The organism is Paenibacillus sp. GYB004 (assembly GCF_036577605.1).
Classification (GTDB): domain Bacteria; phylum Bacillota; class Bacilli; order Paenibacillales; family NBRC-103111; genus Paenibacillus_AB; species Paenibacillus_AB oceani.
In genome coordinates, this window is sequence record NZ_JARBDB010000063.1 from 127,777 (window position 1) to 141,490 (window position 13,714).

Annotated in this window: 13 protein-coding genes, 6 tRNA genes and 2 pseudogenes; 5 read left to right on the forward strand and 16 right to left on the reverse strand. The window is 53.6% G+C overall.

The window, feature by feature from the left end:
- Positions 1-15: 15 nt before the first annotated feature.
- The 8 genes from PV433_RS28105 to PV433_RS28140 form a co-directional block, all read right to left on the reverse strand.
- Positions 16-495 (reverse strand): acyltransferase, encoded by a 480-nt coding sequence (locus tag PV433_RS28105; RefSeq protein ID WP_332075340.1) that lies wholly within the window; start codon positions 493-495, stop codon positions 16-18.
- Between the two features lie 14 nt (positions 496-509).
- Positions 510-1,148 (reverse strand): pyrophosphatase PpaX, encoded by a 639-nt coding sequence (gene ppaX / locus PV433_RS28110; RefSeq protein WP_332075341.1) that lies wholly within the window; start codon positions 1,146-1,148, stop codon positions 510-512.
- 42 nt (positions 1,149-1,190) lie between these two features.
- Positions 1,191-2,126: a prolipoprotein diacylglyceryl transferase gene (lgt, locus tag PV433_RS28115; protein ID WP_332075342.1), complete on the reverse strand. Its 936-nt coding sequence runs from the start codon at positions 2,124-2,126 to the stop codon at positions 1,191-1,193.
- 23 nt (positions 2,127-2,149) lie between these two features.
- Positions 2,150-3,088 (reverse strand): HPr(Ser) kinase/phosphatase, encoded by a 939-nt coding sequence (gene hprK, locus PV433_RS28120; protein WP_190930300.1) that lies wholly within the window; start codon positions 3,086-3,088, stop codon positions 2,150-2,152.
- A 229-nt stretch (positions 3,089-3,317) separates the two neighbouring features.
- Positions 3,318-4,436 (reverse strand): ABC transporter ATP-binding protein, encoded by a 1,119-nt coding sequence (locus tag PV433_RS28125; protein WP_190930301.1) that lies wholly within the window; start codon positions 4,434-4,436, stop codon positions 3,318-3,320.
- 87 nt (positions 4,437-4,523) lie between these two features.
- Positions 4,524-5,615 (reverse strand): PucR family transcriptional regulator, encoded by a 1,092-nt coding sequence (locus PV433_RS28130; RefSeq protein ID WP_332075343.1) that lies wholly within the window; start codon positions 5,613-5,615, stop codon positions 4,524-4,526.
- A 112-nt stretch (positions 5,616-5,727) separates the two neighbouring features.
- Positions 5,728-6,318, reverse strand: coding sequence for a C40 family peptidase (locus PV433_RS28135; RefSeq protein ID WP_332075344.1), 591 nt, complete (start codon positions 6,316-6,318; stop codon positions 5,728-5,730).
- 80 nt (positions 6,319-6,398) lie between these two features.
- Positions 6,399-7,256: an MraY family glycosyltransferase gene (locus PV433_RS28140; RefSeq protein ID WP_332075345.1), complete on the reverse strand. Its 858-nt coding sequence runs from the start codon at positions 7,254-7,256 to the stop codon at positions 6,399-6,401.
- A gap of 228 nt (positions 7,257-7,484) precedes the next feature.
- Here PV433_RS28140 and larA point away from each other — a divergent pair, with 228 nt between their 5' ends.
- From larA to PV433_RS28165, 5 genes and pseudogenes are all read left to right on the forward strand, one after another.
- Positions 7,485-8,726, forward strand: coding sequence for a nickel-dependent lactate racemase (gene larA / locus PV433_RS28145; RefSeq protein ID WP_332075381.1), 1,242 nt, complete (start codon positions 7,485-7,487; stop codon positions 8,724-8,726).
- Between the two features lie 45 nt (positions 8,727-8,771).
- Positions 8,772-9,164, forward strand: coding sequence for a hypothetical protein (locus tag PV433_RS28150; RefSeq protein WP_332075346.1), 393 nt, complete (start codon positions 8,772-8,774; stop codon positions 9,162-9,164).
- A gap of 6 nt (positions 9,165-9,170) precedes the next feature.
- The gene (locus PV433_RS28155) at positions 9,171-9,758 is read left to right on the forward strand and encodes a gluconate 2-dehydrogenase subunit 3 family protein (RefSeq protein ID WP_332075347.1); all 588 of its coding nucleotides are present in this window, start codon (positions 9,171-9,173) and stop codon (positions 9,756-9,758) included.
- Positions 9,755-11,332 carry a GMC family oxidoreductase gene (locus PV433_RS28160; RefSeq protein ID WP_332075348.1) on the forward strand — a complete coding sequence of 526 codons (1,578 nt, stop codon included), beginning with the start codon at positions 9,755-9,757 and terminating at the stop codon, positions 11,330-11,332. Before PV433_RS28155 ends, PV433_RS28160 begins: the two co-directional genes overlap by 4 nt.
- Positions 11,333-11,506: 174 nt before the next feature.
- Positions 11,507-11,819, forward strand: a pseudogene (locus PV433_RS28165) (MTH1187 family thiamine-binding protein).
- A 148-nt stretch (positions 11,820-11,967) separates the two neighbouring features.
- Here the strand turns inward: PV433_RS28165 and PV433_RS28170 are convergent.
- From PV433_RS28170 to PV433_RS28205, 8 genes and pseudogenes are all read right to left on the reverse strand, one after another.
- Positions 11,968-12,040: transfer RNA gene (locus PV433_RS28170), tRNA-Lys, on the reverse strand.
- A gap of 13 nt (positions 12,041-12,053) precedes the next feature.
- Positions 12,054-12,139: transfer RNA gene (locus tag PV433_RS28175), tRNA-Tyr, on the reverse strand.
- 33 nt (positions 12,140-12,172) lie between these two features.
- A tRNA-Phe gene (locus PV433_RS28180) sits at positions 12,173-12,245 on the reverse strand.
- A gap of 24 nt (positions 12,246-12,269) precedes the next feature.
- Positions 12,270-12,346: transfer RNA gene (locus PV433_RS28185), tRNA-Asp, on the reverse strand.
- Positions 12,347-12,406: 60 nt separating this feature from the next.
- Positions 12,407-12,482, reverse strand: a tRNA-Val gene (locus PV433_RS28190).
- A gap of 6 nt (positions 12,483-12,488) precedes the next feature.
- Positions 12,489-12,565: transfer RNA gene (locus PV433_RS28195), tRNA-Met, on the reverse strand.
- Positions 12,566-12,849: 284 nt separating this feature from the next.
- A pseudogene (locus tag PV433_RS28200) lies at positions 12,850-13,203 on the reverse strand (S1 RNA-binding domain-containing protein); the annotation flags it as partial.
- Positions 13,204-13,375: 172 nt separating this feature from the next.
- Positions 13,376-13,699 carry an FtsB family cell division protein gene (locus PV433_RS28205; protein WP_190931666.1) on the reverse strand — a complete coding sequence of 108 codons (324 nt, stop codon included), beginning with the start codon at positions 13,697-13,699 and terminating at the stop codon, positions 13,376-13,378.
- Between the last annotated feature and the right edge of the window lie 15 nt (positions 13,700-13,714).

Sequence of the window (13,714 nt, forward strand, 5' to 3'; positions counted from 1 at the left end):
CCCTTCCTGTATGTGCTATTCGCGGATGACCTGAAGCGGATTGCCTGCTACAAAGCTTCCGGGCGCTACGTCCCGGTGAACGACGGTACCCGCACCGACAATCGCGTTATCGCCAATCGTCACACCGGGCAATATCGTCGTATTGGCGCCGATCATCACGTTAGAGCCGATCTTCACATCGCCGAGCCGGTATTCTCCGATTAGATATTCATGGGCGAGTATCGTCGTATTGTAACCAATAATCGAGTTGGACCCGACCTCGATCTTCTCCGGGAAGAAGACGTCCACCATCACCATCAGCGCAAACGCGGTATGTTCTCCTACCTTCATGCCGAGCACCCTTCGATAAATCCAGTTTTTTACCGGAAGCGAAGGACAGTAACGGGAGATTTGGATAAATACGAAGTTGCGCACCACTTTCCACTTGTTCACCGTTTTATACACTTGCCAGAGCGCGTTCGGCCCTTCTACCGGATACCGTTTGGTTTGTCTCAATAGGGAATCCCTCTTTACCTTACGATTTCAAGCAGATCCTTCATATCGTGAATGATGTAATCCGGATCGAACGAACGAAGATGCTCCTCGCCCTTAAGCGACCAGGACACCCCGACGGTTTTCACTCCCGCATCGCGGCCGGCGATAATATCATACTTGCTGTCCCCGACCATCAGCGCTTCTTCCGGAGCGACTCCGAGCTGCTCCAGCGCCTTCAGCACCGCCTCAGGATCAGGCTTGCCCCTGGCGACATCGTCTGCCGTCACGATCGTCTCCATGTACGATTCGATTCCGCATAACCGGAGCCCCATCAGCGTCGTCTGCCGGATCTTGTTCGTTACGACTCCCATCCGGATGCTCCTCCGTGCAAGCTCGGCCAATACTTCCGGGACATGGGGGAATTCCGTAACCAGTTCGTCATGTTTGCTTTGATTAAAGGTCCGGTATTTGACGGCAAGCTCGTCTACCTGCTCTTGGCCTGTGAAGAAACGAAGCTGTTCCATAAGCGCAAATCCCATATGCGGAATAATATCTTCCCGGGTGAACGCTCTCTCCGTCTCTCCCTCCAGCGTATGTAAAAACGAACGGACGATCAGTTCATTCGTATCGACGATCGTACCGTCAAGATCGAACAGTACAGTTGTAATCGGCATCCTAGGTCCAATCCCCCCGCTGTGTTGGTGTGCTGCTGCCGGTTAGTTCGCTTCCGTTGAGGCCGGAGGCGAAGATTTGGTTGAAACGATCGGGTCCGAGTACTTCTCGGCGGACCAGCCCTTTTTACGGCGCAGTACGATCAGGATCACCGCCGCAATGATAATGAGAATACCGATGAGCTGCGAGATCCGCACGTTGCCGTAATCCATCGAGCCCGGCTCGAACAAGACGAGCATCGGAGACCACAATCCGTTAATGATTGAGGCAAACCATTCGGGAGCCGTAAAGGCCAAACTGTCGGTACGCAGTCCTTCAATGAAGAACCTTCCGATCGAATACCAGATAAAATAGCTGAAAAACAGCTCGCCCGCACGCAAGAAGCTTTGGCGCCGCAGGAAGAACAGCAGGAACAGCCCTAGCAGGTTCCACATCGATTCGTACAAAAACGTCGGATGATAAAACTGCCCGTCGATATACATCTGATCGGTAATCCAGGCGGGCAGATGGAGCGAGTCGCGCAGAAACGATTCCGTTACCGGTCCGCCGTGCGCTTCCTGGTTGACGTAGTTGCCCCAGCGGCCGATCATCTGGCCGGCGATTAACGATGGCGCGCATATGTCGGCGATTCGCCAGAAATCGTAACCTTTGCGCCGCATATAGATATAACCGGCGATAATCGCGCCGATCAGCGCCCCATAGATGGCGATCCCGCCGTTCCATATTTTAAAGATTTCAAGCAAATCGTTTTTGTAGGCATCCCATTTGAACGCTACATAATAGATCCGCGCTCCGATAATGGCCGAAGGGACTCCGATCAGCAGCAGATCCATGAAGAAATCAGGCGGGATTCGGAACCGTTTGCCTTCCATCACAGCGAGCCATAACCCGATAAGAGCCGCTGAGCCTAAAATGATGCCATACCAGCGCACGGTAATCGGACCGAGCGAGAATGCGATCGGATCGAGTAAATAAGCCATGCTCCAACTCCTCTACACCAACATTATTCCGAATCGTCCAAATCGCCGGATATCGACTCGGTCAGCTTGTTTGTAAACTGCAGGGCCGCATTGTAGCCCATTCGCTTCAACCGGTAATTCATCCCGGCCACCTCGATAATAACGGCCAGATTGCGTCCAGGCCTGACCGGGATCGTAACGAGCGGAATGTCGGTTTCGATAATTCTCGTCAGTTCCTCGTCGATGCCCAGACGGTCGTATTCCTTGTCCTGCTGCCACGTCTCGAGACGGATCACAAGCGATATTTTTTTATTGTTCCGGATAGCGCCCGCTCCGAACAGCGTCATGACGTTAATAATGCCGACTCCCCGTATCTCCAGCAGATGCTTGATCAGTTCCGGGGCGTTGCCGATCAGGACGTTGTCCGGCGTCTGCCGGATCTCTACGGCGTCGTCGGCGATCAGCCGGTGTCCCCGTTTGACGAGCTCCAGCGCCGTCTCGCTTTTGCCGATGCCGCTGGTGCCGGTGATGAGCATGCCGATACCGTACACTTCAACCAGTACCCCGTGAATCGTCGTCGTAGGAGCCAGCTTGTTCTCCAGAAATCCGGTAATCCGGCTGACCAGCGTCGTTGTCGCCAGCGGGCTTCGGAGTACCGGCAGCCGGTGTTCCCCCGCCAGGCCGATCAACTCCTCCGGCACATTTAGCCCGCGCGTTACGATGATGCAGGGCGTCTCTTCATTGCAGAGCTTGGACATGCGCTCGTGCCGTTGTTCAGCCGACAACGTCTCGAAAAACGTCAGCTCTGTTCTTCCCAATATTTGAACCCGTTCCCGGGGGTGGTAGGCGAAGTATCCCGCCATTTCCAAGCCGGGCCGATAAATATCCGCCACCTTGATCAATCGTCCGAGCCCTTCCTCCCCGGCTACGACCTCCAGATTAAAATGGTGGACAAGTTCGGATACTTTCGTCTTTTTCCCCATGCCTGACGTCTCCTTTTTGTTCCAATGTCATTATCGTAATGGAAATGCGGTTCGAAAGCAACCTTGTAACGCCTTGCAAGTTCAGTTAAACACCGATCGTCAGGCACCACTATTATCTAATTTTCCTCTCCAAGCAGGGTCTTAGCCTCAAAAAGACTCCGTTACTTGATACTTCCAGGCAAAACAAAAAACCGGCGTTTCCACCGGTTTTCCGTCCTGAACTATATAATTACAGCAATACGTTAATTTCAGTTTCTTTGTCGAAGATATGGATTTTGTTCATATCCATCGCCAGTTTAATCGTCATGCCATCCTTGAAGCCCGTACGTCCATCGACACGAGCGACGATCGTTTGTGTTCCGAGTCCGCTCAGGTGAAGCTGAACTTCGTGACCAAGGTTTTCCGATACTTCGATCGTAGCGGTCACGTGGCTGTCCGGGGAGCCTTCCAAGAAGATCGGCTCGTCGTGAAGATCTTCCGGACGGATACCGAACACGACTTCTTTGTTGATGTAGCCTTTATCGCGCAAGATTTGCGCTTTGCCTTCCGGCAGTACAACGTCGACACCTTGCGATTTGAAGCGGACTTTGCCGCCGGACTCTGACAAAGAACCGTGAATGAAGTTCATCGAAGGCGATCCGATAAAGCCGGCCACGTACATATTGGTCGGGAAGTTGTAGATCTCTTCCGGAGAAGCCGCTTGCTGGATAATGCCTTGGTGCATAACGACGATCCGGTCGCCCATGGTCATTGCTTCCGTCTGGTCATGCGTTACGTAGATAACGGTCGTTTCCAGACGTTTTGCCAATTTGCTGATCTCGGCGCGCATCTGTACGCGGAGTTTGGCGTCCAAGTTGGAAAGAGGTTCGTCCATCAGGAACACTTGCGGGTCCCGTACGATTGCGCGGCCCAAGGCGACACGCTGACGCTGACCGCCGGAGAGAGCCTTCGGCTTACGGTCGAGCAGGACTTCGATATCGAGAATTTTAGCCGCTTCGCGCACGCGTGCGTCGATTTCGGCTTTTTTGAATTTACGGAGTTTCAGACCGAACGCCATGTTCTGATAAACGTTCATGTGCGGGTACAAAGCATAGGATTGGAATACCATCGCGATGTCGCGATCTTTAGGAGCTACGTCGTTCACCAGACGGTCGCCGATGTACAGCTCGCCGGACGAAATTTCCTCAAGACCAGCGATCATACGGAGCGTCGTCGATTTACCGCATCCGGATGCGCCTACAAGCACCAAAAACTCTTTGTCTTTAATTTCAAGGTTAAAGTCTTTAACGGTATCTTCTGCGGCCCCTGGATATTTCTTAACGATATGATTCAAACGTACGCCTGCCATGGATCATTCCTCCTATAATCATCTATCACATACCTATATATTAACCTACGTCCACTTTCATGGCTATGCACATTGCTTACAAAAAAATCAGGTTCTTTTCGTTACTTTGTACAATAAGAGCGCCATATGCACCAATAACGCGTGATGGAACGTACGGACATCGAGCCCCGTCTCCTGCTTGAACTTGTCCAGCCGGTACAGCAGCGTATTGCGGTGAATGAACAGCTTTTTGGCCGTTTCGCTGACACTGCAGTCCAGCGCGATAAACTGCTCCAGCGTCGTGACCGTCTCCGTATCCTTAAACAGATCGACCCGTTTCAGCACCCTCTCCAGGAATAACTGCCGCGCCTCGTCGCCGATCGGATGAAGCAGCTTCTCAAGCTGCAGCTTCCATGGCATATGAATATTATCCGACACATGATAAGTCCGGCCAAGCGTCATCGCCTCACGCAGCTTCACAACCGAGACGAGCAGCGACTTGGAAGGCAGCAGCGGGTAGTCGACGGCTATATGGCATTCGCCCATCCATTCGGTGGCGAGCATCTCGTGCAGCGCAAGTCCAAGCGAAGCGAGCGTATCCTCCGCCGTCTCCTCTTCCCCTTCTCCGCCTTCCTGCAACAGCGATTCGGGGCCCAGGATCAGCCATTCCTTGTCCAGCAGCGGAATCAGGACGATCTCGCAATCGAAAAACGACTCGAGCAGCTTTTTCAAATCCTGAAATACGGCTTTGCGCTGATCGGAATAATCGCCGTATACGAGGAGCGGAATTTTCTGTGCGTACAAAGCGAAGGTGGACGCAAGCGACTCCGGCAGCTCCGCATCGGTAATTCCTTGCTCCAATTGTTGGCTGATCCAGCTTCGGATAAGTTGGGACTTCCGCTCGTCCTCCGAGTGAGCCGTTGCGGCGCCCCGTTTCTCCTGTACGCGATAAGCTTCCACGGCCAGTTCCACCAGTTGCTTCTCAGACGGTGTTAATACGGATTTCCCCACTGCTATCGTCTGGACTTGTCCGCTTTCTTTCATAAGAAAAAAATGAACCCGGCTGCCGATGCAGCGGCTCTTGCCCGACTTGCCCTCTTCCGCCGCCTGATTCCACTCGGTAAAGGGAATTCGGCCCAGTTTGAATTCGGCGCCCAGTATTTGTCCCAGTTGCTGCGTTAACCGCTCCCATTGCACCATGTTGTAAACCCCTCCAAACTATAGTTTCATGATACACGTTTTGAAGGGGGATGAAAACCTTGCTGCGGGCGGGAATGAGTCCCGGGTCCGGTCGCTGGAGGGATGCCGCTTTTTATTTAAGGAGCCTCCTTGCCGTTACGTACCGCTCCTCCCAGTAGCCGGAATCGATGCGGCTGTATTTGACTCCTCCGTCTCCGTACGTATGGATCATTCTCCCGCTGCCGGTATAGATGCCGACATGCCCGATCCCCCCGTGCGTTTCATCCGTAGCGAAAAAAACAAGATCCCCTACACTCAATTCGTCCCGTTCCACCGCTTCCCCCAGCTTCGCCTGATCGCGGGATACCCGGGGCAGTTCCATTCCATGTTCGGCGAATACGGTCTTGGCAAACGATGAGCAGTCAAACGTATCCGTCTGTCCGTACTTGGCGCCGTAAACATAAGGGGTTCCTAAATATTTTCGGGCTGTCAGCACGATGCGCAGCCGGTCCGTGTCCAGTGCGGCTTGCTTCTGGTTCATTGCTAAGATGCCTGCTTCGAGCGACTCCGTTCTGAAGCGGTCTTGAGCGACTGCAATAGCCGGTTCCGCCGGCTCCTGATGATGCGAAGCTTGAACATGATTACATAGATGGGCGGCTGCAGCTGTCAGTCCAACCAGAACGACAGCCACTCGCACCGGCAGCAACTTCTTCCTTCGAATCAAAACGATAGTCCCTCCACAGCTACTTCCATACGTTTTATCAACAACAAGATTCCATTATTCATCCATTCTGATCGATGTCATCAACCGATAACAAGCAGCAAAATAATCGACAACAAGGAAAACAACATTCCGATCAAATACAGGAAGGAAACGGTTTGCGTCTGGGTCAGCCCCCAGCTCATCAGCGTATGATGGGTATGCAGCTTATCGGCGCGATGCAGCCCTTTACCGCTCCACAATCGCCTTGTCATCACGATTACCGAATCCATGATCGGCACCCCGATGGCAAATACGGGGACGAGCGTGGAGATCATCGTTGCGCTTTTGAACGAACCGTCTACCGCAAGCACCGCCAGCGTATAGCCGAGAAATACCGCGCCGGCATCCCCCATGAAGATTCGCGCCGGATAAAAGTTGAACGCCAGAAAAGCAAGACAAGCCCCGGCCAGCGCTGCGGCCAAAATCGCGGTTCCGTGCTGCTCCTTGAAGATGGCTGCAATCAATAAAGTAAACGAGGAGATGGTGACGATTCCGGAAGCAAGCCCGTCCACCCCGTCGATAAAATTGATCATGTTCGTGATGCCGAACACCCAGGCCATCGTTGCGATCCACGAAAGCCACACGGGGAACAGCAGCATGCCTTGACCGGCGACATTGGTAATCCCGATAATCTGAATCCCGAACCAGGCCGGAACGGCGGAGACGACTATGTATACGACTAACCTCGGCCATACGGGAAATTCTTTGCCCTTTACCTTATACCAATCGTCCAGCAAGCCCGTAGCGACAAGTAATGTTCCTCCGGTACAAACGGCAGCGAACCGTGCCGAAGCTCCGTCAAAAGCGTAGATGGCGATCATACAGCCGAGATATAAAGCGATTCCGCCCATAAGCGGTATCGGGCTGGAATGAATTTTCCGTTTCGTAGGGGCATCCACAAAGCCGATCCGTAGTGCGGTCCTTCGAATGAGCGGCACCAGTGCGTATACGATGCCAAAGCTGATAATCGCGGGAAATAAGTAAGCGATACGGTTTCCCTCCCTTGCAAGCAGTCATTTCCGTTAGGATACCCGATCGTCTCCGTTTCCATCCGGTTTATTAATGGCGTGCGATGGACATAATTTTCCCATTCGAACTTTTCTTTTGGCAGAAAGGAGGCCGGACCGATTTTACTTCCTTACGGGAAAGGCCGAATCGAGCTGGACGTTGATTTCATGTCGCCTCCGGCCGTGCTGGATTACCGGTCAGAAGCCGATTTACCGGCAGACCGCATCATTCGGAGTGCGCTTGAGCAGCCGGTCGCGGGAAAATCGTTGCGGGAAGCGGCTGCGGGAAGCAAGCGCGCCGTAATCCTGATCAGCGACAATACCCGGCTTTGTCCAAGCCGGCTCTTTTTACCCGCTCTTCTCGGACAATTAAACGAAGCTGGCCTATCCGACGAACAGATCCGGATTGTCGTGGCCTTGGGCATGCACCGGAAACAGACGGAGGCGGAGTTGATTGAATTGACCGGTGAAGAAGTGTTTCGCCGGGTAGCGGTTGTGAATCATTCCGCCCTATCGGAAGATTGCGTCTATGTGGGGGCAACCAGCAGCGGCACCCCGATCGAGATCAATCGGATCGTCGTGGAGGCCGACCTGCGTATCGCTACTGGCAATATCGAGCCGCACCGGCTCGTGGGCGTGTCCGGCGGCGTGAAAGCTCTGGTGCCAGGCACCGCTTCCAAGCGATGCATCGAAGCCAATCACGCACTCTCGCAAAAGTATAAAGCGAGACTTGGCGATCCGGACAACCCGGTTCACCGGGATTTGGAAGAGGTGATGCGTGTCGTTCCGGTTCACTTTTTGTTTAACGTAATCGCGAACCATCGGCGTGAGCTGCTGGAGGCGTTTGCCGGGGAGCTGGTTCCGACGCACCGCCGGGGGCTGGAAGCGGCGCGAAGCCGTTTTTTTGTAAATGCCGATACGAAGTACGATCTGGTTATAGCTTCCACCGGCGGCTACCCGAAGGATATGCAGCTATATCAGGCACTCAAGACGCTGCAAAACGCCGCGGCTTTCACCAAGCCCGGAGGTGCGATCATTCTCGCAGCACGCTGTGAGGAGCTATTCGGCAACGGGATCTTTCAATACTGGATCGAAACCGTTCAGGATCGGAATACGATTATGGCCAGGCTGAACGAGCAGTTCGTGCTGGGTGCTCACAAGATCGCGCATATTCAAGAGATTGTCGGTCCGTATACGGTATACCTTCATACCGATATGCCTGACCCGCTTGTGGAACTTGCCGGATTCATCCCAGCACCTGATCTGAACGCGACCATCCGGTCGCTCCGGTTCGGCGACGGTTGCGAGGTAGCCGTTATGCCTCACGGATCGCTTACGTTTCCACAGCCACAATCGCCCTGATTCCTTTAAAGGACAGGGCCCATACTTTTCGAAGGAGGAGTTTCTATGTACTGGGATGCATGGTCGCTCGATCGTCTGCTTATTTTGTTCGTCAGCGCCGCTTTCGCCATGATCGGCATTCAGGTAACGATGTTTCATTACCGGCAAAATTTCCATCATAAATCAATGTGGGTTCCCGTCGTATCAGCCCCCGTCTTTTTTGCGACAGGGCTTGCCCTTACGTTTTATAACGCAAACTGGCTGCGACTCTTATTCGTCGCGTTTATGGTGCTTGGGGCGATTGACGGCCTGGTCGGCGTTTATTTTCACGCCAAAGGAGTCGGCGTCCGTGTCGGAGGTTACGCGATGCGCAATTTCCTGATCGGTCCTCCGGTTGTGCTCCCGTTTCTGTTTACAGCGATAAGCGCCCTGGGACTACTGGCCGTATATTGGAGGTGAGCTGCCTTGAAAAAAACCAAATATCCGAATTATGACGTACTTGGCGAACAGACGGCTTGGGACGATACGACGCGCTCCATCGTTTTGTCCCGGACCGAGGCCGCTTTCTCATATTCATACTTAACTCTCGTCGAAGTGGAGATGCTGCGTGCGCTGTGCTCCATGCTGGCCGGGGATAACCGGGCCAATGTGATCCAGTTCGTTCTGCAGCACATCGATCGGACGGTAAACGGGCCAACGCCAGAAAGCGAACGCGGCACAGCCGTTCCTCATGCTTCCGAGCTTGTTCGTACCGGCTTGAAGCTGATCGACCAATGGTGTCTGACTACCTTCAGCCGTCCGTTAATCGATCTGACGGAAATGGAGCAGCACACGATTGTTTCCGACCTTAGTGAAGGCAAGCTGCCTTTGGCGGACCCGGCTTTTCCGCAAAAGGCTTTATTCCGCCGCCTGCTGAGCTGGACGGTCGAATCGTACTACTCGCATCCGACCGTATGGTCCGAGATCGGTTACGGCGGACCGGCTTATCCGAGAGGTTATGTGCGGACTCAGATCGGACAACTCGATCCTTGGGAGGCGAAGCCCGAACCATGACACTTCAGCGTAAATACGGAAACGATCAGGTCGATGCGGTGATCGTAGGAGCCGGCGCGGCGGGAGGCGTGCTCGCCCAGCAATTAAGCGAGGCGGGGATGCGGGTCGTCGTCCTGGAGGCTGGACCGTTCCGGGACCCACAGCGGGATTTCGCCAGCGACGAACTCGCGATGCGATCGCTCGGCTGGGAGGAAACCCGTCTGGTAGACGGTGCCGATCCGCTTAAGATGGGACACAACAACTCAGGTCGGGGGGTGGGCGGGGGAACTACTCACTTTACCGGCGTATTTTTGCGTTTTCACGAATCCGACTTTCGCACCCGGTCTCTGGATGGGGTCGGAGAAGACTGGCCGATTGGCTACTCGGACCTGGAGCCTTATTATTCTCGGGTCGAGAAAGCGATTGCGGTGTCGGGACCGAAGTTTTTCCCTTGGGGAAACTATCACGGACCTTATCCTTACCCCGAGAGAGAACCGCTTAGTCCCAATGCTTATTTGTTTATGAACGGCTGCGAGAAGCTTGGCATCCGCACCTCAGTGCCTCCTCTCGCCATTTTGTCGGCTCCGTTCGAGGGGCGGCCTCCCTGCATCAACCGTGGATTTTGCAACGAAGGCTGCATGCCCAACGCCAAGTTCAGCACGTTGATCGTCCATATTCCGAAAGCGATCCGCGCGGGCGCAGAGGTTCTGGCCGACTGTACGGTTACCCGGGTATTGATGGGGAAAGACGGTAAAGCCTGCGGAGTCGAATTTATTCATGACGGGCAGTTGTACGAGCAACAAGCTCGTATCGTCATCTTGTCCGCTTTCGCGGTGGAAACTCCCCGGCTGCTGCTCAACTCGGCAAACTCCCAGTTTCCCGACGGATTGGCCAACAGCAGCGGTTGGGTCGGCAAAGCGATTATGCCCCACAGCAGTCATGACGTGTATGCCAAGTTCGATCAGGAGGTTCGCCTGTACAAAGGGACACCTGTGCTGGCTACGACTCAGGATTTCTATGAAACCGACCCGGCCCACCCCTTCGTTAGAGGATATACGCTCCATGCCCATGGCACGCGGCCCGTCGGTTTTGCAGGCGGAATTTCCTTATCGGAGCAAGGACCGGTGTGGGGACAGCGGCTGAAGGAGACGCTCCTGGATTTCAATCACTACGGGCGGATTACGATGGTGGGGGAAGTGCTGCCTTCCGAGCACAACCGGATCACCCTATCCGATGAGACAGATCGGCACGGCGTTCCAAGAGCGAAAGTATCGTTTAGCTACGGCGATAACGATCGAAAGTTAATCCAACACGCCGTCGGTATGATGAGCTCGATTTTACGTGCGGCCGGCGGTGCTGTCGAATATGTAGTTCCGGATACGGCGCATCTAACGGGAGGCTGCCGGATGGGGAACAATTCGGATACGTCGGTAACGAACTCCTATGGACAAACGCATGACATCCCCAACCTGTTCGTGTGCGACGCCAGCTTATTCGTCACCTCCGGTGGCGGCAATCCGACGAATACCGTGATGGCTATCGCCTCCAGAACGGCAGACTATATTCAGGAAAGGGCCAGCCGTAGAGAGCTGTAGCCTTTCTTCATGGCTGCCTCATGCCGTTTCCCCAGTGGCGATTCGGGTGTACAATTAGAAAAGCGGCCAAGTCTGCTGCTGCAATCGAATTTCCATTACAGATCAGAACGAATCGGTAACAGCCGTTCAAGATTTACAGTTGCCGAGGATCGTCTCAGGGGAGGTACATACGGTATGGCTATAGTTGAGGTTACGGTGATTCCGGTTGGAACCGGGACAACCAGTCTCAGTTCTTATGTTGCCGCTATGCAGCGGATATTGGATAGAGCGGGAAGCGCGATTCATTACGAGTTAACACCGATGAGCACGATCATAAGAAGGGGATTTGTCCGTATTGCTGGACGTCGTACGGCAACTGCATGAATCGCCGTTCTCCGGCGGCGCGCAGCGCGTCTGCACATCGATCAAAATCGACGATCGGCGCGACTTGCCCTCCTCCATGGAGCAAAAAATGAGGTCCGTGGCAGCGAAGCTTCAAGATCGCTGAGAACAAGAGCAGCAAATCGAAGAAAAAAAATGAAGGCTGCTCCTGCTCGTAAAAGAGCTTGGGACAACCTTCCTTTCTTTTTGTAGAGTGGCATTAATAGGTATCTGTATAAAAGCAAAAAACCTCTCCAGTTCTGGAGAGGTTTCGATGAGCCATGTAGGACTCGAACCTACGACACCCTGATTAAAAGTCAGGTGCTCTACCAACTGAGCTAATGGCTCATGATGAAGGGAATGGTGGAGGCTGATGGATTCGAACCACCGAACTCGTCAGAGAACAGATTTACAGTCTGCTGCGTTTGGCCACTTCGCTAAGCCTCCATGTGATGCGACCTGTAAAGGAAGCATGCAAGGTGGCTCGGGACGGAATCGAACCGCCGACACGAGGATTTTCAGTCCTCTGCTCTACCGACTGAGCTACCGAGCCATATGTATGAAATTGTGAAAAGAATGGCGGAGCTGACGGGATTCGAACCCGCGGTCTCCTGCGTGACAGGCAGGCATGTTAGGCCACTACACCACAGCTCCGTGTTGTTTCGATACTACTAATCGTTCCCCGCAAGCACTTAAACCATGCTTGGAGAAAGATGGTGGACGCTGACGGGATCGAACCGCCGACCCTCTGCTTGTAAGGCAGATGCTCTCCCGGCTGAGCTAAGCGTCCTTAATATGGTAGCGGCGGAGGGAGTCGAACCCACGACCTCACGGGTATGAACCGTACGCTCTAGCCAGCTGAGCTACACCGCCATAACAATTCGAAAGGATAAAACAGAAAGAGAGGGATGTCGAACCATCGCGGACGTTACACCCTAACGCTTTAGCAAAGCGCAAAAAACGGCCGATTGGGTACCTCTCCAGAATAAATCCCCGAAAACAGAATCCGAACCGAAGAAGAGACAGACTGAAACTATACCCCAAGCGCGCCTGAGGCCGCCACGAAGGTCCCTCGAGTATTCTACGATAAGCCCACGACCGATGAGCTATTCGCTCACCTCCACGAAACGCGACACTTCCACCCCGAACCTCATTCAACCTGCAGTCGGTTTAAAGGGGCGTCCACCACGGTCATTTCGGCCTCCCCGATCATCGCGGTCCCGATTGAAGCTGCGCTCGGGACGCTCCGGACGCTGCGGTTGTTCTCCCGGCGGCTTGTCTACCGCTTGGCGAATGGATAAGCCGATCTTGCCGTCCTTGTCCACATTGATGACTTTCACCAAGACTTTGTCTTCAAGCTTGAGATGATCGTTGACGTCCTTTACATAGTTGTCGGCAATCTCGGAAATGTGAACAAGGCCGGTTACGCCTGCAGACAGTTCCACGAATGCCCCGAAATGAGTAATGCCTGTCACCTTGCCTTCCAACTTGGTGCCCACTTCAATTGCCATAGAATGAAACGTTCCTCCCTAAAATATGTTGGAAATAATCTCTCATACCTATCCATACGCATTTCTCGCAACTTTTGCGACGGTTCCGGCGCAAAATGTGCACCAACAGGCAAAGGATCGGATATGGAGATTATACAAGATCGGTGACATAAAGGTCAATAAGGACGTGGGCTTACGGTGATTTGGGAGTGTAAAATAACGTTTCCCCCGGTTTAGAATAGTGATATTCTTTCCTAATTTTTTGTAAAATATATTCGGGATCGTTCAGACGTTCGATCTCGGTCTGATATTGTTCGTGCATTTGGACGGTTTCGAGACGTTTCTGCTCCAGCTGTTCGACTTGAGCCGCTTTGACACCGAGACGCCCTTGCTGATTCCACAGGATTAGAGCCGCCCATGTCATAAAGCCGATCATCGCAAATGCGAGCAGTCGAACTCGGCGCCTGGCGCCTCTATTCGATTGTTCCGGTTTCCCGGCTTTGGTTGCTTCGCGCATTGCTATGCGGTTCCT

What these genes read in the sequence shown, in the direction of transcription:
- ppaX (WP_332075341.1), bottom strand. Translation starts at nt 1,148, where the DNA reads ATGCCGATTACAACTGTACTGTTCGATCTTGACGGTACGATCGTCGAT.
- lgt (WP_332075342.1), bottom strand. Translation starts at nt 2,126, where the DNA reads ATGGCTTATTTACTCGATCCGATCGCATTCTCGCTCGGTCCGATTACC.
- hprK (WP_190930300.1), bottom strand. Translation starts at nt 3,088, where the DNA reads ATGGGGAAAAAGACGAAAGTATCCGAACTTGTCCACCATTTTAATCTG.
- PV433_RS28125 (WP_190930301.1), bottom strand. Translation starts at nt 4,436, where the DNA reads ATGGCAGGCGTACGTTTGAATCATATCGTTAAGAAATATCCAGGGGCC.
- PV433_RS28130 (WP_332075343.1), bottom strand. Translation starts at nt 5,615, where the DNA reads ATGGTGCAATGGGAGCGGTTAACGCAGCAACTGGGACAAATACTGGGC.
- PV433_RS28150 (WP_332075346.1), top strand. Translation starts at nt 8,772, where the DNA reads ATGTACTGGGATGCATGGTCGCTCGATCGTCTGCTTATTTTGTTCGTC.
- PV433_RS28160 (WP_332075348.1), top strand. Translation starts at nt 9,755, where the DNA reads ATGACACTTCAGCGTAAATACGGAAACGATCAGGTCGATGCGGTGATC.
- PV433_RS28205 (WP_190931666.1), bottom strand. Translation starts at nt 13,699, where the DNA reads ATGCGCGAAGCAACCAAAGCCGGGAAACCGGAACAATCGAATAGAGGC.